This is a genomic window from Streptococcus oriscaviae (assembly GCF_018137985.1).
Taxonomy (GTDB): Bacteria; Bacillota; Bacilli; order Lactobacillales; family Streptococcaceae; genus Streptococcus; species Streptococcus oriscaviae.
In genome coordinates this window covers 1010855-1036251 of record NZ_CP073084.1, presented here as the reverse complement: position 1 = coordinate 1036251, position 25397 = coordinate 1010855, and the positions used below count along the sequence as shown (strand labels likewise).

The 25397-nt window shown below is 45.6% G+C and carries 23 protein-coding genes and 1 pseudogene; 22 read left to right on the top strand and 2 right to left on the bottom strand.

From position 1 onward, the window contains the following. Positions 1–85: 85 nt before the first annotated feature. Positions 86–496 carry a Fur family transcriptional regulator gene (locus INT76_RS05225; protein ID WP_249116198.1) on the bottom strand — a complete coding sequence of 137 codons (411 nt, stop codon included), beginning with the start codon at positions 494–496 and terminating at the stop codon, positions 86–88. A 222-nt stretch (positions 497–718) separates the two neighbouring features. On the opposite strand from INT76_RS05225, the gene truA reads away from it, so the two are divergent. The 19 genes and pseudogenes from truA (at position 719) to lacD (ending at position 21474) form a co-directional block, all read left to right on the top strand. Next, positions 719–1468, top strand: coding sequence for a tRNA pseudouridine(38-40) synthase TruA (gene truA / locus INT76_RS05220; RefSeq protein ID WP_212572922.1), 750 nt, complete (start codon positions 719–721; stop codon positions 1466–1468). Further along, entirely contained in the window at positions 1458–2219 is a 762-nt protein-coding gene (locus INT76_RS05215; RefSeq protein ID WP_212572920.1) for a bifunctional hydroxymethylpyrimidine kinase/phosphomethylpyrimidine kinase, read from the top strand. The genes truA and INT76_RS05215 overlap by 11 nt, the downstream gene beginning before the upstream one ends. After that, positions 2209–2694: an ECF transporter S component gene (locus tag INT76_RS05210; RefSeq protein WP_212572918.1), complete on the top strand. Its 486-nt coding sequence runs from the start codon at positions 2209–2211 to the stop codon at positions 2692–2694. Before INT76_RS05215 ends, INT76_RS05210 begins: the two co-directional genes overlap by 11 nt. Beyond that, positions 2675–3238, top strand: coding sequence for a TIGR01440 family protein (locus INT76_RS05205; protein ID WP_212572916.1), 564 nt, complete (start codon positions 2675–2677; stop codon positions 3236–3238). The genes INT76_RS05210 and INT76_RS05205 overlap by 20 nt, the downstream gene beginning before the upstream one ends. Before the next feature lie 108 nt (positions 3239–3346). Then, positions 3347–3751 carry a hypothetical protein gene (locus INT76_RS05200; protein WP_212572914.1) on the top strand — a complete coding sequence of 135 codons (405 nt, stop codon included), beginning with the start codon at positions 3347–3349 and terminating at the stop codon, positions 3749–3751. Then, entirely contained in the window at positions 3744–4238 is a 495-nt protein-coding gene (locus tag INT76_RS05195; RefSeq protein WP_212572912.1) for a hypothetical protein, read from the top strand. Before INT76_RS05200 ends, INT76_RS05195 begins: the two co-directional genes overlap by 8 nt. 88 nt (positions 4239–4326) lie before the next feature. Continuing rightward, entirely contained in the window at positions 4327–4737 is a 411-nt protein-coding gene (locus INT76_RS05190) for a hypothetical protein (RefSeq protein WP_212572910.1), read from the top strand. Next, complete coding sequence (locus INT76_RS05185) at positions 4730–6286, top strand: cutinase family protein (RefSeq protein ID WP_212572908.1); 1557 nt, start codon at positions 4730–4732, stop codon at positions 6284–6286. The genes INT76_RS05190 and INT76_RS05185 overlap by 8 nt, the downstream gene beginning before the upstream one ends. Positions 6287–6301: 15 nt before the next feature. Beyond that, positions 6302–6610 (top strand): hypothetical protein, encoded by a 309-nt coding sequence (locus INT76_RS05180; RefSeq protein ID WP_212572906.1) that lies wholly within the window; start codon positions 6302–6304, stop codon positions 6608–6610. Positions 6611–6620: 10 nt separating this feature from the next. Then, a complete protein-coding gene (locus tag INT76_RS05175) occupies positions 6621–6950 on the top strand; it encodes a hypothetical protein (RefSeq protein ID WP_212572904.1) in 330 nt (109 codons plus the stop codon). Between the two features lie 144 nt (positions 6951–7094). After that, a complete protein-coding gene (tig, locus tag INT76_RS05170; protein ID WP_212572897.1) occupies positions 7095–8378 on the top strand; it encodes a trigger factor in 1284 nt (427 codons plus the stop codon). 187 nt (positions 8379–8565) lie between these two features. Then, entirely contained in the window at positions 8566–9489 is a 924-nt protein-coding gene (locus INT76_RS05165; protein WP_212572895.1) for a metal ABC transporter solute-binding protein, Zn/Mn family, read from the top strand. 9 nt (positions 9490–9498) lie between these two features. Continuing rightward, a pseudogene (locus INT76_RS05160) lies at positions 9499–9981 on the top strand (pneumococcal-type histidine triad protein); the annotation flags it as partial. A 244-nt stretch (positions 9982–10225) separates the two neighbouring features. After that, positions 10226–14857 carry a S8 family serine peptidase gene (locus tag INT76_RS11160; RefSeq protein WP_212572891.1) on the top strand — a complete coding sequence of 1544 codons (4632 nt, stop codon included), beginning with the start codon at positions 10226–10228 and terminating at the stop codon, positions 14855–14857. A 257-nt stretch (positions 14858–15114) separates the two neighbouring features. After that, a complete protein-coding gene (gene secA, locus INT76_RS05150) occupies positions 15115–17640 on the top strand; it encodes a preprotein translocase subunit SecA (protein ID WP_212572889.1) in 2526 nt (841 codons plus the stop codon). 51 nt (positions 17641–17691) lie between these two features. Continuing rightward, on the top strand, positions 17692–18057 hold the full coding sequence (acpS, locus tag INT76_RS05145) for a holo-ACP synthase (protein ID WP_212572887.1): 366 nt from the start codon (positions 17692–17694) through the stop codon (positions 18055–18057). Then, a complete protein-coding gene (gene alr, locus INT76_RS05140) occupies positions 18044–19147 on the top strand; it encodes an alanine racemase (RefSeq protein WP_212572885.1) in 1104 nt (367 codons plus the stop codon). Before acpS ends, alr begins: the two co-directional genes overlap by 14 nt. 159 nt (positions 19148–19306) lie before the next feature. After that, positions 19307–20452 (top strand): N-acetylglucosamine-6-phosphate deacetylase, encoded by a 1146-nt coding sequence (nagA, locus tag INT76_RS05135; protein WP_212572883.1) that lies wholly within the window; start codon positions 19307–19309, stop codon positions 20450–20452. Positions 20453–20472: 20 nt separating this feature from the next. After that, positions 20473–21474 carry a tagatose-bisphosphate aldolase gene (gene lacD / locus INT76_RS05130; RefSeq protein WP_212572875.1) on the top strand — a complete coding sequence of 334 codons (1002 nt, stop codon included), beginning with the start codon at positions 20473–20475 and terminating at the stop codon, positions 21472–21474. Between the two features lie 41 nt (positions 21475–21515). Here the strand turns inward: lacD and INT76_RS05125 are convergent, their stop codons facing one another. After that, the gene (locus INT76_RS05125; RefSeq protein WP_212572873.1) at positions 21516–22880 is read right to left on the bottom strand and encodes an aspartate kinase; all 1365 of its coding nucleotides are present in this window, start codon (positions 22878–22880) and stop codon (positions 21516–21518) included. Between the two features lie 212 nt (positions 22881–23092). On the opposite strand from INT76_RS05125, the gene fabM reads away from it, so the two are divergent. The 3 genes from fabM to INT76_RS05110 all read left to right on the top strand — a co-directional run bounded on the left by fabM (position 23093) and on the right by INT76_RS05110 (position 25371). After that, positions 23093–23884 (top strand): trans-2-decenoyl-ACP isomerase, encoded by a 792-nt coding sequence (fabM, locus tag INT76_RS05120; protein WP_212572871.1) that lies wholly within the window; start codon positions 23093–23095, stop codon positions 23882–23884. A gap of 78 nt (positions 23885–23962) precedes the next feature. After that, positions 23963–24397: a fatty acid biosynthesis transcriptional regulator FabT gene (gene fabT / locus INT76_RS05115; RefSeq protein WP_212572862.1), complete on the top strand. Its 435-nt coding sequence runs from the start codon at positions 23963–23965 to the stop codon at positions 24395–24397. Then, positions 24394–25371, top strand: coding sequence for a beta-ketoacyl-ACP synthase III (locus INT76_RS05110; protein ID WP_212572860.1), 978 nt, complete (start codon positions 24394–24396; stop codon positions 25369–25371). Before fabT ends, INT76_RS05110 begins: the two co-directional genes overlap by 4 nt. Positions 25372–25397 lie beyond the last annotated feature (26 nt).

Genomic DNA, 25397 nt, shown 5'->3' with positions numbered 1-25397 from the left:
TAGAAAAAGAAAAAGGCCCCTGATAAGGGGCGTTGGCAAGGGATACAGAATGTATATCAGACTGGCTATCCACCGAAGAGAAAGTTTAACTCTCCAAGGCTTGGCATTCAGGGCAGATACCGTAGATGGTCAAGAGTTCCTTGGTGATGCGGTAGCCTGTCTGCTCATGAGCTTCTCGTTTGAGGCTGGGAATTTCTACGTCCATGAAGTCAGTAATCTTTCCACAACGTTCACAGATAACGTTGAGGTGTTCATGTCCCATGAAGTCGTAATAGGTCGTGTTATCATTGGCCCGTTTGAGTTCAGTGACAAAGCCTTCTTCCAAGAGAACCTTGAGGTTATTGTAGACGGTTGCAAGACTCATGTTGGGATAATTGGGCAGAAGGTCTTTATAAATCATTTCTGCACTAGGGTGGTCGTCGCTATCGATAATATACGACACAACCGCTTTTCTGGTTTCTGTGATGCGGATACCTTTTTCTTTCAGATGGCTAATAACGTGCTAGTAGGCTGTTTGGTTGTCAGCGTTGAGATGAGAGTGGAGTTCCATGTCTGCCTCCCTTTCCATAGATTTTTATAAAGATTCTAATCTGGTAGTTTCTTTCATTATACACCTTTTTTTTCAAAAGTGCGAATGAAAATTTTCCTGACATCTGTGCTAGGACAGATGATGGATTTTTGACTATATTTGAAGGTCTATTCATGATACAATCAGACCATGACAAGATATAAAGCTATTATTTCCTACGATGGGTACAACTTTGCAGGTTTTCAACGCCAGCCTAATGCCCGTACGGTTCAGGAAGAGATTGAAAAAACATTGCAACGGCTCAATCGTGGTCAGGCGGTGACCATTCATGGAGCGGGACGGACAGACAGCGGGGTTCACGCCTATGGTCAGGTCATCCATTTTGATTTGGAGGGCGAGCGGAATGTGGAGAAGCTCCGCTTTGCTCTGGATACCCAGACGGCAGAGGATATTGATGTGATAGCGCTGGAAGAGGTGGCGGATGATTTTCATTGCCGCTATGCCAAACACAGCAAGACCTATGAATTCTTGGTGGATATTGGTCGACCAAAAAATCCTATGATGCGTCATTATGCAACCCACTATCCCTATCCTTTAGATTTTTCTCGCATAGAAGAGGCTATCGGCTATCTGGAGGGGACACACGATTTCACAGGTTTTACCGCTTCTGGAACAGCTGTTGAAAACAAGGTTCGCACCATCACAGCTGCTAAGGTTCGGTTGGATAGAGAACGCAATTTTTTGATTTTTACCTTCACAGGAAATGGCTTTCTTTATAAGCAGGTTCGCAATATGGTGGGAACCCTCTTGAAAATCGGAAACAATCGGATGCCGATTGAACAAGTAGAGCGTATCTTGGACGAAAAGGATCGGAGTCTTGCGGGGCCGACAGCAGCAGGCAATGGTCTATACTTAAAGGAGATTATCTATGAAGAATAACTATATCTTAGCCTTGTCCGGCAATGATATTTTCAGTGGTGGCGGACTTCATGCTGATTTAACGACTTATACGGTTAACAAGCTGCATGGTTTTGTCGCAGTCACTTGCCTGACAGCCATGACAGACAAGGGATTTGAGGTCATTCCAGTCGATGAAGAGGTGTTTTCTCAGCAGTTAGCTAGTTTGAAGGATGTTCCTTTTTCAGCTATTAAGATTGGGCTTTTGCCAAATGTTGACATAGCAGAGCAGGCCTTGGAATTTATTCAGGCTCATCAGGAGATTCCAGTGGTGTTAGATCCGGTTTTGGTCTGCAAGGAAAGTCATGATACGGAGGTTAGCCAGCTACGGGATGAACTCTTGCGCTTCTTTCCTCATGTAACCATCATCACGCCAAATCTGGCAGAAGCTCAGCTATTGACCCAAAAGGACATTAAAACGGTGGAGGAGATGAAGCAGGCGGCCCATGCCTTGTATGAACTGGGAGCAAAATATGTGGTCATCAAAGGTGGCAATCGCTTGAACAAAGATAAGGCCACAGATGTTTACTACGATGGTCGAGAGTTTCTTGTTTTGGAAACTCCAATCTTGGCTAGCAACAATATTGGAGCAGGTTGTACCTTTGCCTCCAGTATTGCCAGCCAGTTGGTTCTGGGAAAAGAACCGCTTGAAGCGGTTCGGTTATCGAAAGAATTTGTTTACCGCGCCATTGAGGCGTCTGATGAGTATGGGGTGATTCAATATGAGAAATAAGAAAACACAGGAATTGGTTTTACTAGCAATTTTGACAGCTGTAACAGTCGCTTTGGCCTACTTCCATGTGCCAACGCCAACGGGCATGGTTACCTTATTAGATGTGGGAGTCTATTTTACAGCCTTCTATCTAGGTTCAAAAGAGGGAGCCATTGTTGGGGGCTTGGCAGGGCTGTTGATTGACTTGTTGCTGGGCTACCCTCAGTGGGCCTTCTTCAGTCTGCTTTTCCACGGTGCTCAAGGTTACTTTGCCGGTTGGACAGGAAGGAAACGACTTCTAGGACTCGTGCTTGCAGCAGTGAGTATGGTAGGGGGCTACTTCTTAGCGGGCAGTATCCTCTACAATGTGGCAGAGGCTTCTCTCAGCTTGTTGGGGAATACCATGCAGAACCTAGTTGGCTTAGCGGGAGGTTATCTTCTGGCTCAAGCTGTTGAAAGGATGGGAGCAAGAAACCATGCAGTTAATCGGCATTAAGGAACAAACACGCGCACTAGCAGAAGAAGTCTTGGATTTGAGTCAGTTGCAGTCGGGTCAAATTTTTGTATTGGGTCTATCTTCCAGTGAGGTTATCGGTGGCCATATCGGTAAAAACTCCAGTCAAGAAGTGGGGGAGGTAATTGTAGATACGTTATTGACCGTCTTGCAACCGAGAGGGATTTACCTAGCGGTTCAGGGCTGCGAACACCTCAATCGTGCCTTGGTGGTTGAGCGAGAGTTGGCCGTTCAAAAAGACTTGGAAATCGTCAATGTCTTACCGACCCTTCAAGCAGGCGGATCAGGTCAACTTGCAGCCTTCAAGTACATGAAGGACCCCGTAGAAGTGGAATTTATCACAGCCCATGCAGGAGTGGATATTGGTGACACAGCTATCGGCATGCACATCAAACATGTTCAAGTACCCTTGCGCCCCTCCATCCGCTCAGTCGGTCAAGCCCGTGTGACAGCTCTGGCTAGCCGACCAAAACTCATTGGTGGCGCGCGTGCGGGTTATTTGGCAGATAGGATAAGGAAGGATTAGGGAGTCAGCTAAGCTGGCTTTTTTTCTACACGGAAAGGCTCTATAATATAGCAACTTATGCTATAATATAACCAAGAAATCGTATTTAACCCCTCAAAGGAGGTTTTCATGAAAAAACGAACAAAAATAATCGCAGTTGTCGTTGCCCTAATCGGAGGAGGCATTATGCTTAACAATAATTATAAAATTAACGGGAATATATTTGATTTTACCTCCCGAGAAGACCGCCAGCTAGCCTATCTCAAGGAACATGAGCAGGAGATTATTGATTTTGTGAAATCAGTAAATCCTAAAGTGGAGTCAGTTCAGATTGACTGGAATGATGTCCGCTGGGGAAAAGGTGGACATATGTTTGAAACCACCTATACTATCAGTATTTATGGTGGATTTAATAATATTGACGATTCTAGTTGGGGAATCTTTGTTTTTTATAACAATGATAACGGAGAAATTGATATGAATACTCTCAGTCAAGGTGGGCATTTGAGAATTGGAGGTGAGATATTTGAATAATTTACAAAATTTTAATAATCTTTATCTTAACTTAGCACAAGGGGCTTACCCTGAAACACCTAAACAATTTCCCGTAGAAAAATTGAACTCTAGAGAACAATATATATTAAAATCAGGACAATCTTTGCAATTCAATTTTTCAAGTGATGCTATTACTGACAACGGCCAAACCATCCCCGGCGGTCAGCCCCTCCCCAATGATGGGATTGTCTATTTACAGCCGGATGTACAGCTGAAAGCCATCCCCGTTCAAGATGGCGTTACGATTCAAAAAGGGCTTCTTACCGATCAAATGGCCGGATTCAACGCTTACTTTCTGACCGACACAGCTGAATTAAATGCAGAAACCCGAAATACCTATCTAACCATCCGAGGAAGTGATGGGAGTTTCAATATCCTAGACCCCATCAACTGGAATGACTGGCTGGGAAGTAATCTGGTTTTCACCTTGGGGGATAAACAGGTACCTCCAAACAAAAACGTTTAAACAAATCATCCTCTTAAGCTAGCAAAGCTTATTTTTTTATGCTATAATATTAACAAGAAATCGTATTTAACCCCTCAAGGAGGTTTCCATGAAAAAACGAACAAAGATAATGACAGTTGTCGTTTCCCTAGCCCTAATCGGAGGAGGCATTATGCTTAACAATAATTATAAAATTAACGGGAATATATTTGATTTTACCTCCCGAGAAGACCGCCAGCTAGCCTATCTCAAGGAACACGAGCAGGAGATTGTTGATTTTGTGAAGGCGCAAAATCCCAAGATAGAATCGGTACAGATTGATTGGGATGAAACTTTTTGGGGAAAAGGTGGAGGTATGTTTGAAACCACCTACTATATTCGAGTTTTTGGAAAATTTAATAATATTGAAAATTCTAGTTGGGGAGTACAAATTTATTACAGCAATGAAAGTGGAAAAATAGACATGGATACACTCGGACAAGGGGGACATATAAGGATTGGAGGAGATATTTTTGAGTAATTACTTAGCAAATTTTAATAATTTATATTTAAACCTTGCTCAGGGTGCATATCCTGATGCACCTGTATTTTTTCCTCTTGATGACCTAGAATTCAAGGATAGAGACCAATTACTATCTGGAAATTCACTACCATTCGACTTTTCAAAAAGTAAGAACCATAATGGGCATCATTACCCCGGCGGTCAGCACCTCCCCAATGATGGGATTGTCTATCTACAGCCGGATGTGCAGCTGAAAGCCATCCCCGTTCAAGATGGCGTTACGATTCAAAAAGGGCTTCTTACCGATCAAATGGCCGGATTCAACGCCTACTTTCTGACCGACACAGCTGAATTAAATGCAGAAACCCGAAATACCTATCTAACCATCCGAGGAAGTGATGGTAGTTTCAATGCTCTAGACCCCAGTAACTGGAATGACTGGCTGGGGAATAATCTGGTTTTCACTTTGGGGGATAAACAGGTACCTCAATCTCATCTAGCAACCGAAGGGATGAAGGCAAAGATTGCGGAACTCAGGCAGCGCGCTCCCAATGCCAAGCTCAATATTACCGGACATTCCTTGGGAACGATGGTTTCCGTTCATGGTTTGGCAGGTCTAAGTATGGACGAACTTGAGATGGTAGAGGAAGTCGTCCTTTTTAATGGCCCAGATACACTGAACAGCCTGAACCAGATGGGTGTTTCTTCCGAGAAAATCAAGGCTATTTCAGAAAAGGTAACCTATTATGTCAACCCCTTTGATATGGTCAGCATGCTTAACCGAACAGAGCCTTTTGAACAACAACTTGGAACGGTCAAGGTGATTATTCCTCTACATTTCACGAGTTCCTTTGACAATCCGAGCTCACATATGTTTGGAGGCTACCAGCTAGATGCTTTTGGCAATCCTTTAGTGGCTTCGGAAACTTTTCATCCGGAGTTTCTCGTAGCAGGACAAAAATTGGCCAAATTGAATCAAACAGCCATTACCCTCCTGCGCTCTCAAGGTGTTTCAGATGATATGAGGAATTTTCTTTTTCGCGGAAGGCTTGACTATAAGTTACTCTTTGGTGCAGAACTCTATGACTACTATCAAAAGGAGTATCAAGCTATTATCGCTGAAACTAGGTTAGCAGCAATCAAATGGAACAAGGAAAACATTCCGCTTTACCATAGTCGCATCCGTTCTGCCACAGGGAGCCAAAGAATTCAATTGCGCTCTGAGCTGCTTCAAATCTCTGCCCAACAAGCAATTTTTGAAAGTGAAGATCAGGTTAAGGCTACGAAACAGCTGGTTGCTCAGGCGAAAGAGGAAGTCCAAGCTCTTATACAAGACACCTACACACAGGTTTATTCTATGACGAACTATCTCAGTGCTTGGGAAATTGAGAATATCCTGTCTAGCTTTCAACTAGATGATGTTTGGAATCACGGGATTGAAATGGAAACCATAGCAGAGGCAGAACGCTATGGCCGAGATGTATCAGAATTTTCCAGTCGCTTGGTCACTGCAGCTGAGAGGTTGGAAGAGGTCGACCGCCAAGGGGCCATATTTTTTTCTTCTTAAGGAGAAAGGTTATAAATGAATGGATATGATAATTACAACAGCTGGTTTAGTCGATATGAAGAATACTTCATCCAGCAGATGAAAATACAAGAAAGGATTGCCGTTCAAGCTGTGGCTCAGGCAAAGCAACAACAGTGCATAGTGAAGGGAATCCAACTAAGTCTGTCATTGGAGGAGGAAGCAAGGAAGATGAAAGACTATGTATCGAGAACCTTTGTAGCAAACATCCAAGAAGGGTTTGAAGGAGCCGCTGCGGACAGAGCCCAAGAATACCTGAAGCAAGAGATGAAGAAACCGGTGTTGAAAAATCCGATTACCCCTTAGGAGGAAGGGAATGGTTGATTATAAAAAACTTCAAGCTATGGAAGCAGCCTATGATAGCAGACAGCGCATGTTTAAACAGATTGAAGATGGTTTGGAAGATTTTCAGCGTCACTTTCGGATGAGAACCGATTTTTTAATTGACCAAATCTACGATGCTTATCGAGGAGAAGAGATTCCTCAAGATAGTCATCATTTTGTCTATCAGTTGCAAGACAGGGTAGACATCTTCTATCGCGATACCATGACAGAACACGATCTCCTTGACGAGCAGCGGCAGGTTGAAAAGAAACGCTTTGAGTATGAACTAGAAGAAGCCTATCGGGAAAAGGAGGATGAATGATTTGTTTTATTCCAAGTAAATGACTTAGTACTAAGAAACTAGTACTCTGCCCTTTCCCAAAAAGGGAGTCATAAAATCGTTGAAAACGTGGGCTTTTGTGATATAATAAAGAGTATGCAAAAAAATTTTAAGGAGTATGACGGAATGTCAGTATCATTTGAATCAAAAGAAACCAACCGTGGTGTTTTGACGTTTACAATCGCTCAAGACGCTATCAAACCAGAATTGGATCGCGTTTTCAACAAAGTTAAGAAAGATATCAACCTTCCAGGTTTCCGTAAAGGTCACCTGCCACGCGCTGTCTTCAACCAAAAATTTGGTGAAGAAGCTCTTTATCAGGATGTAGTGAATGCTCTCTTGCCAAACGCTTATGAAGCAGCGGTAGCAGAAGCTGGACTTGAAGTGGTTGCACAGCCAAAAATTGATGTTGTATCAATGGAAAAAGGTCAAGACTGGGTGATTACTGCTGAAGTAGTTACCAAACCTGAAGTAAAATTGGGTGACTACAAGAACCTGACAGTTTCAGTAGAAGCAACCAAAGAAGTATCTGATGAAGAAGTTGATGCGAAAATCGAGCGCGAGCGTAACAACTTGGCTGAGTTGACCCTCAAAGAAGGGCCAGCAGCAGAAGGCGACACCGTGGTTATCGACTTTGTTGGCTCTGTTGATGGTGTTGAATTTGACGGTGGAAAAGGTGAGAATTTCTCACTTGGACTTGGTTCAGGTCAATTTATCCCAGGTTTTGAAGCACAGTTGGTTGGTCATGCAGCTGGTGAAGAAGTAAACGTTGAAGTAACCTTCCCAGAAGACTATCAAGCAACTGATCTTGCAGGTAAGCCAGCCCTCTTCGTGACAAAAATCCATGAAGTAAAAGCAAAAGTAGTTCCTGCGCTTGACGACGAGTTGGCAAAAGACATCGATGAAGAAGTAGAAACATTGGATGAGTTGAAAGCGAAGTACCGCAAAGAGTTAGAAGCAGCAAAAGAAGCAGCTTATGAAGATGCGGTAGAATCAGCAACGCTTGAATTGGCAGTAGAAAATGCTGAAATCGTAGATCTTCCAGAAGAAATGATTCACGAAGAAGTACATCGTGCGATGAATGAATTCTTGGGTGGCATGCAGCAACAAGGTATTTCACCAGACATGTACTTCCAAATCACTGGTACTACAAAAGAAGACCTTCACAAGCAATACGAAGCGGATGCAGCAAAACGTACTAAGACCAACTTGGTTGTTGAAGCAGTAGCAAAAGCAGAAGGTTTTGAAGCAACAGAAGAAGAAATCAACAAGGAAATCGAAGACTTGGCAGCAACTTACAAGATGGAAGTGGCACAAGTTCGTACCCTTCTTTCTCCAGAAATGCTCAAACACGACATCGCTGTGAAGAAAGCTGTTGATGTGATCACAAGCACAGCTAGTGTGAAATAAATCGAACCATGATGAAAGGAACAGTTCCGAAAGGGGCTGTTCTTTTTTGCTAGTGGCTTGTTCAGATTAACTAGCATTTTTCCAAGACATTCAAGTGAAGAAGAGATTTAGCAATTTTTTCTCAAAAAACTTGACTGGTTAATAGTTAAGTGGTATAGTTAACTGGTTAATCTGAAAAGGAGAAAAAATGAAACAAGGCATATGCAGGCTCATTGTGGCAGGTTTTAGTTTGTTGTTGTTGGCTGCTTGTCAAACAATAGAGCAGAAAGAAGAACTAGATTCAGGGTTGCGGATTGTAACCAGTTTTTATCCTGTTTATTCGATGGTTAAGGAAGTGTCGGGTAATCTGAACGATGTACGGATGATTCGTTCAGGCACAGGAATCCATTCATTTGAGCCGTCAGCAAGTGATATTCGGGCAATTTATGATGCGGATGCTTTTATTTATCATTCCCATATCTTGGAGTCATGGGCGGGTCGTTTGGATCCAAACTTGGAAGGCTCAACCGTTCGAGTGCTAGAGGCAACAGAGGGCATGGCTTTGTCCCGTGTTGCTGGCTTGGAAGAGGTAGAGGTAGCAGAAGGGATGGATGAGTCCAATCTCTATGATCCTCATACCTGGTTGGACCCTAGCTTGGTGGGAGAAGAGGCGGAGAAAATCGCAGAACTCTTAGCACAACTGGATCCGAGCAACGAAGAGAGTTATCGTAGAAATGCTGCGGATTTGAAAGCAAGAGCCGAGAGTTTGGTAGCCAGATATCAGCCACTTTTTGCTCAAGCCAAAACCAAAACCTTTGTCACTCAACACACAGCCTTTTCCTATCTAGCCCGACGTTTTGGGCTGACACAGCTAGGGATAGCGGGCGTTTCTGAGGAAGAACCTAGTCCCCGTAGGCTGGCTGAGATTAAGGATTTTGTGGATCGCTATCAGGTGAAGACCATTTTTACAGAACGTGGCGTTTCTGAAAAATTAGCACAATCCCTAGCCAGCTCCACCGGAGTGCGCCTACAAGTGTTGGATCCATTGGAGGCTGACCCCGCCAATAATCTGACCTATTTGGAAAATTTGGAAGGTGTGCTGGAAACGCTGGTAAAAGAGCTAAGTAAATAGGAGGAAAAGATGAAGAAGAAACTGTTAATCGGCGCCGCAGCAACCCTGCTGGTGGGCTTGAGTCTTTATGCGTATCACTTGATTAGCTACCAGTCAATGGAAGAAACAAAGAACCGGGTAGCCTATGTTGAACCAGAAAAGTCTAGTGCCAGCCAGTCCTCTCAGACAGAGGAGCTGACCCCAGATGAAATATCCGCAAAAGAGAAGATTGATGCAGAGCAGATTGTCGTGAGCATAAACGACCAGGGGTATGTTACCTCACACGGGGATCATTATCATTACTATAACGGTAGCCTTCCTTATGATTCGATTTTCAGTGAAGAGTTGTTGATGACGGATGCGGAATATGTGCTTAATGAGGAACATATTGTTCAGGAAGTTCAAAACGGCTACATTATTAAAGTGGAGGGGACTTATTATCTCTATTTGAACGACCCATCTCATCGTGATACTGTTCGAACCAAGCAAGAGATAGAAGACCAAAAGAATGAGGGCTAACAAACAAGAACTTGTGTTTGGAAAATTCCGGCAAAATGTCGGATTTTTTCTTTTTCTTTTCTTTATTTTGTTCTGATGGGCAGGTGTTTTTCGACCCAAAATAGCCAATAAGAGATACAACGTTTGCTTTTTATTCAATAATCAGAATATTTAGATTGTTTGATAGGCGCTTTCATGGTATACTGGTTCTTGTATTATTGTTAAAATAATCAAAAAATTATCAGGGAGGTTATGGTCTATGAACAATCATAGATTTGGTGGTTATGCTAAGCTAGGATTCTTAGCAGCGCTACTTGTATCCATGAATGTAGGACTTGCAACGGTTCATGCGACAACAGAGACAACAACGACTGCAGATGCTGTTACAACAACATCCAGTCTGACGACAGAAGTTCCGACAGTGACTCTGGCAGCAGAAGTTGAAAGCCCTAGTTCAACAGATACAGAAAATGGAACAGTTCTTACTGATGAAACCAGTCCTGCTACTGGGACAGAACTTTCTTCAGAAGAACCTGCATCATCGGAAAACCAGCCGACGACCACTGGTACAGAAACGACAGTTTCTGGATCGGTGTCTAGTCAAGCAGCGACTGAAGAACCCTATTCTCATGAGAGCAATGCCCTTATCAATGTTCCGACAGTTTGGGAAGCTGGGAACAAAGGTGAGGGGATGGTTGTCGCTATCGTGGACTCTGGGATTGACGTTGAACACGATGCCTTTCGTCTAACTGACCCAGAAAAGGCGAAGTATAAGACAGAAGCTGATTTTAATGCTGTAAAGGAAGCGGCGGGAATCAACTACGGCCAATGGCAAAATGAGAAAATTGTCTTTGTTTACAACTATCTGGATACCAACACAGAAGTCAAAGAGAACAAGGAAGCCTCTCACGGAGCCCATGTTGCAGGGATTGCAGCCGGTAATCCTTCGCAAGAGGATAGTAGTGGTTCTAAGATTGTCGGGGTTGCGCCAGAAGCTCAGCTCATGTTCATGCGTGTCTTTTCAGATAATTTTGGAGGCGGCAGTGGTACCCAACCCTTCCTCTACATCCGCGCTATTGAAGACGCGGTTAAATTGGGAGCAGATGTTATCAACCTTAGTTTGGGTTCGGCAGCTGGTTCCCTGATTGATGCCAGCGTCGCCCTGAATCAGGCAATTGAAGATGCCAAGAAAAAAGGGGTTTCGGTCGTTATCGCGGCTGGAAATGATACCGCTTGGGGCGAAGGTCAAGGAAATCCTCTGGTAGCCAATCCAGATTATGGACTGGTCGCTTCTCCTGCGGCTGCCAAAGACTCAATCGCTGTGGCTTCTTACAATAACTCACACGTTACCAAAGAAGTCTTTCAGGTTCTTGGGATGGAGAATAAGCCAGAGTTTGACAATGGTTTGGGAACCTTTACCAAGCCGAGCGGCCTTGCTCAAGATTTTGTTGCTGGCAAGGAGTACGAGTATGTGTTTGTTGGCCTTGGAAAACCAGAAGATTTTACTGGCAAAGCATTGACTGGTAAAGTGGCTCTTATCCAACGTGGCGCGATTTCTTTCAATGACAAAATTGCAACAGCGAAGAAAAACGGTGCTGTGGGAGCAGTTATTTTTAATAACGTTGAAACTGGAAATGACCTCTCAATGGCGGTAACGACTCGCGATGCGCGTGCCATTCCATCTATCTTCATTCCGATGAAGCTAGGTAAAGAATTAGCAGCTCAGTCAGATGCGGGCGTTTATAAGCTCGTTTTTAACAAAAAGACAGCTCTTTTGCCCAACCCAGAAGCCAATCAAATGTCAGACTTCACCAGCTGGGGCTTGACAGCAGACGGTGAATTGAAACCAGATGTAACAGCACCTGGTGGCGCGATTTACTCTAGTATCAACAATGGCAAGTATGCTAGCATGAACGGAACCTCGATGGCTTCTCCTCATGTGGCGGGTGCTATTGCTTTGGTTAAGAAAGCGTTGCTTGAAAAATACCCAGATTTATCGTCAGAACAACTGCAAGAGCGGATCAAACAAGTTTTGATGAGTACGGCTCGTCCTCACTTCGATCAGGCTTCTAATGCCTATGTTTCTCCTCGTCAGCAGGGGGCAGGGCTGATTGATGTGCCTGCTGCGATTGCAAGTTCTCTCTATGTGACAGGATTGGAAAACTATCCAAGCATCTCTCTTGGAAATGTCCAGGACCAATTTGATGTGACGGTGGTTCTAACGAATACTTCTGACAAGGAGCAGACAGTACGCTATCTGACCCACCTCAATACGGATGAAGTCAAAGACGGACGCTTCAGCCTGAAGCCTCGCCAGTTGGCTCAGGTAGAAGGGGAAACTATTATACTGGCAGGTCAGTCTAGCAAGACCATCACCATTCGTTTGGATGCCTCTAGCTTCGCATCTGAATTGACGTCCTTGATGCCAAACGGCTACTATCTTGAAGGATTTGTCCGTTTCCTTGATGCAGTCGAAGGCATTGACCTTGTAAGTATCCCGTTTGTTGGTTTCCGCGGTCAATTCCAAAACTTGGCTGTTCTTGAGAAATCTATCTATGACTTTACAGGTCAAGAAACGCCATTCTATACAGAAAATGGCTTTTCTGCAGATGGAAGTCTGACTCTAGATGAGAGAAACTTCTACACTGCCCTTGTTTCCAGCAAGGCCGAATTCAATCACGAAACTGGTGAGCACGGGGTGCAATCGCCTCTTGTTCTAGGAACATTCGATGATGGAAACGGCAATTTCCTTATTAAACGCGATGAACAAGGCCGACCAATCCTTGCCCTTTCACCAAACGGTGATGGCAACCGTGATGCCTTGATGTTCCGTGGTGTTTTCTTGCGGAACTTCCGTAACCTGACTGCGACAGTCTACAAGGCTGATGACACAGATCGTAGCAATCCGCTATGGATTAGCGAACCAATCTCAGGTGGTAAGAATTTCTACGCTGGCAGAGAATCCAATCCTCGTGCCCACCTCTTAGAAACAACCATTTGGGAAGCAAAAGATGCCAACGGAAAAGATGTGCCAGATGGCACCTACCACTATGTGATTTCCTACCTCCCAACCACGGCTGGTAGCCAATTGCAAACCATGGAATTTACCATTCAGGTAAGCCGAGTGCGTCCAGCCATCACGACCGGTATTTTGGATGTAGACAATATGACCTTTAAGCCACGTTCACCAATTGCTTACGGCCTGCCAATTTACCGTCAGCGGGTCTACTACATCATCCCAACCAAGGATGAAAATGGCAACCCAATCGAATTGGAAGATCCGAACAATATCGGACCGAGCGGCCGTCCGCTCAAAGAGGTTTTGACACAGGCAAAACGCATCTATGTACCGGTGGACGAAAACGGTGTATACACCTTGCCAAGCAAGGATATTCTCGGGCGTGACTTGGATGTTTCAAGCTTCTTCTATGCAGTGGAAGATTTGGCCGGAAATGTCCTGAGTGCCAACCTTGCAGAATTTGCAGATCTCCCAAGCGACCATGGTATTGTCGTGGTTCAAGTGATCAACGACCAGACAGGAGAAGAACACCCAACCGGTTACAACTACCTGATTCGTGATGCGGATGGAAATGTTATTGCAGAATTGGTAAAACCAGGCGGCCCGCTTAGCAACCTGCAGCTCTTGCCGTTCGGTACCTACACTGTTGAGTTGCATCTGCTAGATAAGGATGTTTCCCGTCTAGTTGATGGGGAGCCAACCATTAAGACCTTTACTGTTTCAGAGGAGAATAGTCTCTTGGGTGTATCCTTCCGTGTAACACCACTTGTCCGCTACCCAGTTATGGCAGATTTTGGTGGACTTGCTCCAGAGGGGACAAAGATTTTCCTCATCAATCAGTACGGTGAAGAAATTGAATTGACTCGTGCACGTTATGCACCAGAAGTTTTTGAGCGTCTGATTAACCAAGGAACCTACACCATCCGTGTAGAATTGCCTGCTGGCTATCAAGCGCTTGACCTTCCTCAAACCTATGAAGTAGAAAAAGCAGTTCGCAATCTCCTCAACCTGACGTTGACTAGCAAGGGAGAAGCGCTCACGACAGAAGCTCCACCAGCCTTTGATTTGTCAGTTGATACAGACGGCGATGGCTTTAGCAACCAAGAGGAATTGTTAGCAGGAACAGACTATGCAGATCCAACATCTGTACCGCTTGTGACGGCTAAGGGCGAAGAGGCGACAGCAGTTGCTCCTCCTGTAGGTCATATTGACCTAAAAGGCAGCTCAGTAACTGCGCCTGTCCTTCCAGCCTTTGATTTGTCAGCTGATGCGGACGGCGACGGCTTTAGCAACCAAGAGGAATTGTTAGCAGGAACAGACTATGCAGATTCAACGTCTGTACCGCTTGTGACATCTAAGGTAGAAGCGCTTCTGACGGAAGCCCCACCAGCCTTTGATTTATCAGCCGATACAGACGGCGACGGCTTTAGCAACCAAGAAGAGTTGTTAGCGGGAACTGACTACACCGACGCATCTTCTGTACCGCTTGTGACATCTAAGGTGGAAGCGGCCTATGCTGATGCTCTACCAGCCTTTGATTTGTCGGCAGATACAGACGGTGACGGCTTTAGCAACCAAGCAGAATTGCTAGCAGGAACAGATTACACTAATGCGGCTTCTGTGCCACAGGCAACTGTTAAGGGAGAAAGCGTGAACACCGCTGTTTCAGCACCGACAGACAAAGTCACTTCGCCAGCACCAATTCTTTCTCTGGTGACAGGTGAGCGTGTTGCAGCAGCAGAAATTGCAACTGCCTCAAGTAGCCAATTGCCACATACGGGTTCTGTTGAGGATTCAATGGCCTATTTGGGAGCAATGATTCTTGTTTCACTTTCAGGACTTCTTCTTTTGAAAAAGAAAGAAGCTGCTTAAGAAAGACTAGACATTATCAAACAGATCTGGGGAAGTCCGCCCCAGGTCTGTTTTTTGTCTATTTTTTGACTGAGAAAGAAGTATAGAGACGGTTTGTTCGCCTTATTCTCCGGTCAATGAAAAGCAAGCAACCCTTGAAAGAATGAAATTGGGAAAAATCAGCAAGAGATAGCAGAAGAGAAGGGGTGTATCTTGAAATGAAGCTATAATTATGATACAATATATCATTGAACGAAAATAATTATAGGATGACTGATATGGTAACAAATATACTTCGTTCTCTCGTTGAAAATGACAAGGGAGAATTGAAAAAATTAGAAAAAATGGCAGATAAGGTTATTGCCTATGCAGATGAGATGGCAGCCCTGTCTGATGCGGAATTGCAGGCCAAAACAGATGAATTTAAACAGCGCTATCAAGCAGGCGAAAGCCTAGACAGCCTCCTTTACGAAGCTTATGCGGTGGTGCGGGAAGCATCAAAACGTGTTCTCGGCCTCTACCCTTACCCTGTCCAAATCATGGGAGGTATTGTCCTGCATAACGGGGATATTCCTGAAATGCGTACGGGAGAAGGAAAAACCCTGACTGCGACCATGCCAGTTTACCTCAATGCACTAGCTGGCGAAGGGGTTCACGTTGTAACAGTTAACGAATACCTAGCTACTCGTGACGGTGAAGAAATGGGGCAACTCTACTCCTGGTTGGGCTTGTCTGTCGGTATTAACTTGGCGGCTAAATCTTCTTTTGAGAAACGCGAGGCTTACAACTGCGACATTACTTACTCTACCAACTCGGAGATTGGTTTTGACTACCTTCGTGACAACATGGTTGTTCGGGCTGAAGACATGGTACAGCGCCCGCTCAACTTTGCCTTGGTCGATGAGGTAGACTCTGTATTGATTGACGAAGCACGAACACCGTTGATTGTTTCAGGCCCACAAAGTTCAGAAACCAACCAGCTCTACTTCTTGGCAGACAACTTGGTTAAGTCACTGAATCAGGATGACTACATCATCGATGTTCCGTCCAAAACGATTGGTCTGTCAGACTCAGGGATTGACAAGGCGGAAAGTTTCTTCCGTTTGGAAAATCTGTACGACATTGAAAACGTAGCATTGACCCACTTTATCGACAACGCCCTTCGTGCTAACTACATCATGACCTACGATGTGGACTACTTGGTCAATGAAAACCAAGAAGTCATGATTATCGATCCATTCACAGGTCGTACAATGGAAGGCCGTCGCTATTCAGATGGTTTGCACCAAGCCATTGAAGCAAAAGAAGGCGTACCTGTTCAAAATGAATCGAAGACCAGTGCCTCTATCACCTACCAAAACCTTTTCCGTATGTATAAGAAATTGGCAGGGATGACCGGTACTTGTAAGACCGAAGAAGAAGAATTCCGTGAAATTTACAACATCCGCGTTGTTCAGATTCCTACCAACCGTCCAATTGCCCGCGTTGACCACGAAGACTTGCTTTATCCAAGTTTGGAATACAAATTCAATGCAGTCGTAGCAGATGTGAAGGCTCGTTATGAAAAAGGCCAGCCTGTCCTCGTTGGTACAGTAGCCGTTGAAACTTCTGACTATCTTTCGAAGCGTTTGGTGGCAGCAGGAGTTCCTCACGAAGTGTTGAACGCGAAGAACCACTATCGTGAAGCGCAAATCATTATGAATGCCGGCCAACGAGGTGCCGTGACCATTGCGACCAACATGGCCGGACGTGGTACAGACATCAAGTTGGGCCCAGGTGTGCGTGAATTGGGCGGACTCTGTGTCATCGGTACAGAGCGTCACGAAAGCCGTCGTATTGATAACCAGCTTCGCGGACGTTCAGGACGTCAAGGAGATCCAGGAGAATCGCAATTCTATCTCTCACTTGAAGATGAATTGATGAAGCGATTTGGTTCTGAGCGCATCAAAGCCTTTATGGAGCACATGAACTTGAGCGAAGAAGACTCCGTAATCAAATCTCGTGTCTTGACTCGTCAAGTAGAAAGTGCCCAAAAACGCGTGGAAGGAAACAACTACGATTCTCGTAAGCAAGTCCTTCAGTATGACGATGTGATGCGCGAACAGCGTGAGATTATTTACAGCCAACGTCAAGACGTCATCACTGCTGACCGCGACCTGGCACCAGAAATCAAAGCTATGATCAAGCGGACGATTGAACGTCAAATCGCCTCACATAAAGTGGGCTCGCGTGAAGAAGCCTTGGATGCCATTCTGAAATTCGCTCACATGAACCTCGTTGCAGAAGACAGCCTAAGTCTAGCAGACTTGGAGAGTCTCAATTACAACGAAATTGAAGAAGAACTCTACAACCGAGCTCTGCAGGTTTACGACTCTCAAGTTGGAAAACTGCGTGATGAAGAACGCATCAGAGAGTTCCAAAAAGTCTTGATTCTCCGAGTAGTAGACAACAAATGGACCGATCACATTGATGCCATGGACCAGCTGCGTAACGCAGTCAGCCTTCGAGGCTATGCTCAAAACAACCCAGTTGTGGAGTATCAGTCGGAAGCCTTCAACATGTTCAACGATATGATTGGAGCTATTGAGTTTGACGTGACCCGTCTGATGATGAAAGCTCAGATTCATGACAATATCGAACGGGAGCGCGCAAGCCAAGAAGCTCACACAACAGCTGCTAAAAACATCATTCCAGCAAAAGGAAATCAAGCAGGTAAAAATGTATCCTTTGAAGGTGTTGAGCGCAATGCCCCATGCCCATGTCAGTCAGGAAAGAAATTCAAGAACTGTCACGGCCGCAAATAAACAAATAGAAACAGGTCTAGGAAGTATTTCCTGACCTTTTTTGGAAGAGATATGATAATAGGACATGGTATCGACCTGCAGGAACTAACTGCAATTCAAGAAGCGCTCCAAAAACATCCTCGGTTTGTGGACAAGGTGCTGACTTCTAGGGAAAAAGAACACTTCGACAAACTCAAGGGCAAGCGCCAGTTGGAATATTTAGCAGGACGTTGGTCAGCTAAGGAGGCTTTCGCAAAAGCCTTGGGAACAGGTATTGGCAAGCTTCGATTCCAAGATATGGAAGTACTAAATGATGCCAAAGGGGTACCCCGCCTGAGCCAATCTCAGGTAGCAGCCAAGGTTTGGCTCAGTATTAGCCACTCAGGAAATTTTGTTCAAGCCAGTGTCATTTTGGAGGAAGCAGATGAAAGCAAGTAGGCATAGACCGACCCAGATTAGTATAGACCTTGAAGCCCTTTCTTACAATTTACAGCAAGTGACGAAGCCCCTGCCTATCCGGACTCAGGTCTACGCGGTGGTAAAGGCTAACGCTTATGGGCACGGTGTTATACCAATCGCTAAACAATTGGCAGATCAGGTTGCAGGATTTTGTGTTTCCAATCTGGATGAGGCCTTGGAGCTACGACAGGCCGGCATCGAACATCCCATTTTGGTCTTGGGGGTTGTGCCGATTGACGGTATTTCCTTAGCCAAACAAGCCAGTATCAGTCTGACAGTAGCTAGTTTAGAATGGCTGGAACAGGCAGTGGCAGCCGCATTAGACCTGGCGGATGTTGCCTTTCATATCAAGGTGGATACGGGAATGGGCCGGATTGGTGTGCGTGACAGCCAGACAGTCAACCAACTTGTTGACCTACTTGACCAGCAAGAAGCGAAGTTTGAAGGAATTTTTACCCACTTTGCGACTGCCGATCAGGCTGACCAGACCTATTTTGACCAGCAATTAGCTCTTTTCAAGGACATCTTGGTGGACTTGCCAGAGATGCCTCGCTTGATTCATGCCAGCAATTCTGCCACCAGCGTCTGGCATGCAGATACGGTTTTCAATATGGTACGGCTGGGCAATGTTCTCTACGGGCTCAATCCGAGCGGTAGAGAGTTGGAACTCCCCTATCCGCTAAAACCCGTCTTGAGCCTGACCTCTGAATTGGTACACATTAAACAATTGCCCAAGGGAGCCAATATTGGCTACGGAGCGACCTATACCAGTCCATCAGAAGAGTACATCGGCACCCTTCCAATTGGGTATGCAGATGGTCTTGTTCGTGCCATGCAGGGCTTCTCTGTCCTAGTGGATGGTCAGGCCTGCCCCATCGTTGGCCGTGTTTCCATGGATCAGATCACCATTCGCCTGCCCAAGGCCTACCCTCTTGGCACCCCAGTTACTCTAATCGGGCAAGACCAGGGGATGGAGCGAACCGTTCAGGATTGGGCGGACTATCTTGGCACCATCAATTACGAAGTGGTCTGTTTATTGTCTGACCGCATTCCCCGCTATCATGAATAAAGCAGAGCTACTTTGCTGAACAAGGTTCAGGAGAGTGGCTTTTTTCCGTTTTGTTAGAAAAAAACTTGACAATCTCTGTAAAGAGATTTACAATAGAGGAAGCAATGGTTATAACCAGTAAAAATATTAGTATATTAAAGTCCAAAGAAAGGAGAGCTTATGACACGCTATCTACATGCGAAGTCCATTATTCTATCCGATAGAGAAGTAGAAAATGCCTATTTAGAACTACGAGAAGACGGAACTTTTGGACAGATTTTGGAGGAAAAGCCTGCGGGCGACATCCTCGATTACTCAGCCTACCACATCGGGCCTGGACTGGTAGATACCCACATCCACGGCTACGCTTCGCACGATGTTATGGACAATGACTTTGAAGGGATTAAGGTGATTTCAGAAGGCCTGCTCGCTTGCGGTGTAACCTCTTGGTTGCCGACAACCCTGACCGATTCTACGGAAAATTTGGACGCTGTTTGCCAGACTATCGGCCAGCATGCCGGCCAAGAAACAGGAGCTAAGATTCAGGGGATATTCTTAGAAGGCCCCTTCTTCACAGAAAAATACAAGGGAGCACAAAATCCCAAGTATATGAGCGACCCTTCCATTGAAAAACTGGACAAGTGGCACCAACTTTCCAAGGGCTTGGTCAACAAGATTGCCATCGCTCCAGAGCGTGCTGGCGTGAAGGAGTTCATCTCCTTTGCCAACAGTAAAAACATTTGCACAGCCCTAGCGCATAGCGATGCAACCTATGCCCAGGCAGAAGCAGCCGTTGAAGCAGGGGCATCCATATTTGTCCATGTCTACAATGGTATGAGCGGCCTTCATCATCGGGAACCAGGCATGGTCGGAGCAGCTCTCAATCTCAAGGATGTCTTTGCAGAGATTATCTGCGATGGTCATCATGTTCATCCAGCGGCTGCCGATATTGTCGTCAAGGCTCGTGGAGTTGAGGGTACCGTATTGATCACGGATTGCATGCGTGCCGGAGGCCAAGGTGAAGGAGATTCACGTCTTGGGGAATTTGAGGTTATCGTGAAAGACGGCACAGCCCGCCTCAAGCACAATGGCAGTCTAGCAGGTTCTATCTTAGAATTGATTCAGGCTGTTGAACATATCGTAGACTGGGGTCTGGCTAGTCTGCCTGATACCATTCGTATGGCATCGCTAGCTCCTGCCCGTTCGGTTCATATTGACCATATCTGTGGTCAAATCGCAGAAGGCCGAGCAGCAGATTTTATCGTCGTAGATGACAAAGGACGCCTGCAAGCGACCTATCTCGATGGCATCAAACGTTTCGGATAATATTCCTTAGGAGGAAGAAAATGACAAAACTACAACTCTCTCAGGCAAAATTTGACCACCTATCCCGCCTATCAAATGGCGAGCAGGTCATTGCTGCTCTGGCAATCGACCAACGCGGCGCTCTCAAGCGACTCTTGGCAGCGGCAGCAGGCGGTGGCGAATTTGGTGATGAGATTCTCATTGATTTCAAAAAAGTCATTTCCAGTGACTTGACCCCTTACGCCAGCTCTATCCTTTTGGATGCTGAATACGGTGTGCCTGCCTCAGAACTCCGCCATGCGGATTGTGGTTTTATCGCAGCCTATGAAAAAACAGGCTACGATGCTTCTACACCAGGTCGCCTGCCAGACCTTCTGCCAAACTGGTCTGCCAAACGGATCAAGGAATTGGGTGCAGATGCAGTCAAAATCCTACTCTACTACGATGTGGATGACAAACCTGAAATCAATGACATCAAGCACGCCTGGGTTGAGCGCATCGGCAGTGAGTGTGTGGCAGAAGACATTCCTTATTTCGTAGAAATCTTGACCTATGATGCCAGCGATATGGACGTCACTTCTCGTGAATATGCAGCCCTCAAACCGCACAAGGTCAATGGTGCCATGCGTGAATTTAGCAAACCACGCTACAATGCAGATGTCCTCAAGGTTGAAGTGCCAGTCAACATGAACTTTGTAGAAGGCTACACAACCGAGGAGCCAGTTTACACAGCCCAAGAAGCCAAAGCCTTCTTCAAGGAGCAAACGGAAAGCACCCACCTGCCATTTATCTACCTGAGTGCAGGTGTTTCCGCAAAACTCTTCCAAGAAACCCTTGTGTTCGCCAAAGAAGCAGGTTCAAGCTTCAATGGAGTCCTCTGTGGTCGTGCCACCTGGAAAGATGCGGTAGCTATCTTCGCCAGTCAAGGCGAAGCAGCAGCCAAGGCCTGGTTGGCAGACCAGGGCCGTCAAAACATGGAAGAACTCAATGCAGTTCTAGCTGAAACAGCCCGCCCATGGACAGAAAAAGTAGAAGTTGTCTAGGAGTATAGAAAATCCCTCTCGGTAGAACGAGAGGGATAATTTTATGCTTCAGTCTTCTCCTCAAAAAAAGCATGGTAGAGGGCTTTGAGGGCCTGTTTCTTTTCTTCTGTTTTGACAACAAACATGACGGAAACTTCGCTGGCACCTTGGGAAATCATGGCCAGGTTGACATTCTCTTTGGAGAGGGCTGCTGTCGCTGTGGCAGTCACACCAACATGGCTCTTCATGTTTTCACCTACAATCATGATGATGGACAAACCGTGTTCAATTTCAGCCTTATCAACTTCCAGTTTGTGGTTGAGCTGGCGAAGAATCTCCTCTTCCTTGATTGGAGTTAGCTCTCGCTCGCGGACTACCAAGGAGAGGTCGTCGATACCTGTTGGCATGTGTTCCCAGCGGATGTTGAGGTCTTCGAGGACTTGGAGAACCTTGCGACCAAAACCAACCTCACGGTTCATCAGATATTTGGACATGTTGATGCTGACAAAGCCATCATCTGCTGCGATACCGACCACTGGAAGGGTTTCAGCAGTATGCTTGTGAACGATACGAGTGCCCGGATGAGAAGGATTGTTGGTATTCTTGATAACCAGAGGAATCCGGCCGCGGTAGGCAGGCAGTAGAGCCTCGTCGTGAAGGACAGAGAAGCCTGCATAAGCCAATTCTCGCATCTCACGGTAGGTTAATTCCTTGATAGAATGTGGATTTTTGATAATGCCAGGGTGGGCTGCAAAAATCCCGTCAACATCGGTAAAGTTTTCATAGAGGTCCGCTTTGACGCCTGCTGCTACGATAGAGCCAGTAATATCTGACCCGCCACGAGAAAAGGTGCAGACCTGATTGTCCACTGTCACACCAAAGAAGCCGGGGATAACCAAGACCTCATCGGAGTTCCGTAATTCTTCGATCTTATCATAACTAGATGGAAGAATCCGAGCGTTACCAGGCTCTGAGCTGACGATAATGCCAGCTTTTTTAGGGTGGATATAGCGAGCAGGCAGACCTTTATAGGTGAAGTATTCGGCGATCAGCTTGGCATTGTTATCTTCGCCGGCTGCCAAAAAGGCATCGTAGAGAAAGTCGTTGTCTTCGATGGGAAGGTTGGCTAGAGAGATAATGCTCTCAGCAATCTTGTTAATGGATTTTGAGGTGAAGCCCAATTCGTCTACCATAGCTTGGTAGCGGTTGATAATCCAGTCTTGGCTGTCAGATACATCCTTACCGTTGATATACTCTTTGTAGTACTTAATCAGGGCATCTGTGACCTTGGTATCTTCTGCGCTGCGTTTGCCAGGGGCAGAAACCACCACGAAGCGGCGTTCAGGATCCGACTGGACAATGTTGAATACTTTTTCGACCTGAGTGGCAGAGGCCAGTGAGCTTCCCCCGAATTTGGTTACTTTCATACGGTCTCCTTAATATGTTTTTTACAATTATAGCAAAAATCTTAGGGTTTGTCAGTAGATTTTAGCTAATATAGGTCATGATTGTTCGGATTTTTTCGGCTGTGACACTTTTTTGCGGTAAAAAAGATGACAGGAATTTTTAATATGATAAAATGGGAGTAATTTGATGAACTGTTTTGATGTTCAAAGTTTTAAAATAAAGGAGAATCCTGATGACCTACTCAACCATTCGTTTTGAAGTTAAAGATCAAGTGGCTATTTTGACCTTCAATCGTCCAGATGTGTCCAATGGTTTCAACATTCCCATGTGCGAAGAAATCCTAGATGCTATTGAGCAAGTTGCCAAGGATGAACGCGTCGTTATCCTTCAGATTCAGGCGGAGGGAGCGGTCTTTTCAGTCGGGGGCGACTTGGTTGAGATGAAGCGAGCAGTAGATGAAGATGATATTGAGTCTTTGGTGCGGATTGCCGAATTGGTAAACGAGATTTCCTTTGCACTTAAAAGACTGCCAAAAGTAGTCATCATGGTAACGGACGGCGCAGTAGCTGGTGCAGCAGCCAATATGGCCGTTGCAGCAGACTTTGTCATCGCTTCTGAAAAAACAAAATTTATCCAAGCCTTTGTGGGGGTTGGACTAGCACCGGATGCGGGAGGCCTCTTCCTCTTGACCCGCTCTATTGGCGTTAGCCGTGCCACCCAGTTGGCCATGACAGGCGAAGCACTTTCAGCAGAAAAAGCCCTAGACTACGGCCTAGTCTACCACCTTGTTGAGCCAGAAAAATTGGAAAAAACCACCCAGCAAGTTATCAAACGACTCTTGCGTGGCTCCATCAACTCCTATCGTGCCATCAAGGAGATGATTTGGAAGAGCGAATTTGAAAACTGGGAAGCCTATCAAAGCTTAGAACTGGAGCTACAACGCAGTCTTGCTTTCAAAGAAGACTTTAAAGAAGGGGTTATTGCTCATTCGGAACGTCGTCGTCCGCAGTTTACAGGAAAATAAACGTTTTTTATAGAAAATATTTGACAATCAAACTGTTATAGAGTATACTTTGAGAGTCAAAGTAAGGGGGTGCCTGTTTTGGAAGATCCAAAAATCAATGAATATTTGACAGCAATTTTTAATAATGTCTTGGTTATTGAAGAAATGAGTCTTCGAGGCAGTCGCTTTAAAGATGTTTCAATCAAGGAGATGCATACCATTGATGTGATTGGAGATAAAAAGGGGGCAACCCCGAGTGACATCGCCCGAGCTTTGATGGTGACACTTGGAACAGTGACAACCAGCTTGAACAACTTGGAGCGTAAGGGCTATATTGAGCGCGTGCGTTCGACCAAGGACAGACGGGTGGTTCACCTCTATCTGACCAAGAAAGGTCGGCTCATCTACCGTTTGCACCAACGCTTCCATAATGAAATGGTTCGCCAGATTACAGACGGCATGGATGAAACAGAGTACCAAGTGATGAAAAAGGGGCTCTTTAAACTCTATAACTTCTTGGAGGGATTAAAATGAGAACCTTTGCGAAAATCAGTCAGGTTGCTCACTATGCGCCCGAGCAGGTTATCAGCAATGATGACCTCGCCAACATCATGGACACCAATGACGAATGGATTTCCTCTCGGACAGGGATTCGCAGCCGTCACATTGTCCAAGACGAGCAAACGAGTGACTTGGCCACAAAGGTTGCGGACCAACTCCTGACAAAAGCAGGGATTGGTGCAGAGGAAATTGATTTTATTATCGTAGCGACCGTTACACCAGACTCGGCTATGCCTTCCACAGCAGCCCGAGTCCAAGCCAATATTGGTGCTGACCAAGTCTTTGCCTATGACCTAGTAGCAGCTTGTTCAGGTTTTGTCTTCGCCTTGTCCACGGCAGAAAAACTGATTGCTTCTGGCGTCTATCAAAAGGGGCTTGTGATCGGGGCTGAAACCCTGTCTAAGGCAGTCGATTGGAGCGATCGGAGTACGGCTGTACTGTTCGGTGATGGAGCCGGCGGAGTCTTGCTAGAAAGTAGCGACACGCCTCACTTTCTAGCAGAGAAAAACCGAACCGATGGCAAGCGAGGCCAAGGGCTGACCTGCGGTTTAACAGGTTTGAGCTCACCGTTTTCTACAAAGGGTGACAATGACCCTTATATCAAAATGGACGGACGGGCTATCTTTGAATTTGCCATTCGAGATGTGACCAAGACCATCGCAGGCCTATTGGACAGCCAAGGTGTGGCAGCAGATAGTATCGATTACTTCCTACTTCATCAGGCCAACAGCCGAATCTTGGACAAAATGGCTAAGAAATTGGGTGTTGAGGTGGACAAGTTCCCAGCTAATATGATGACCTATGGGAACACCAGCGCAGCTAGCATCCCGATACTGCTCTCAGAGTGTGTAGAGAACGGACTCATTCGCTTAGATGGTAGCCAGACGGTTCTGATGAGTGGTTTTGGCGGAGGCCTCACTTGGGGGGCAATGCTTCTTAAACTTTAGTTAATGACCTGTGGCAACGCAGTTAT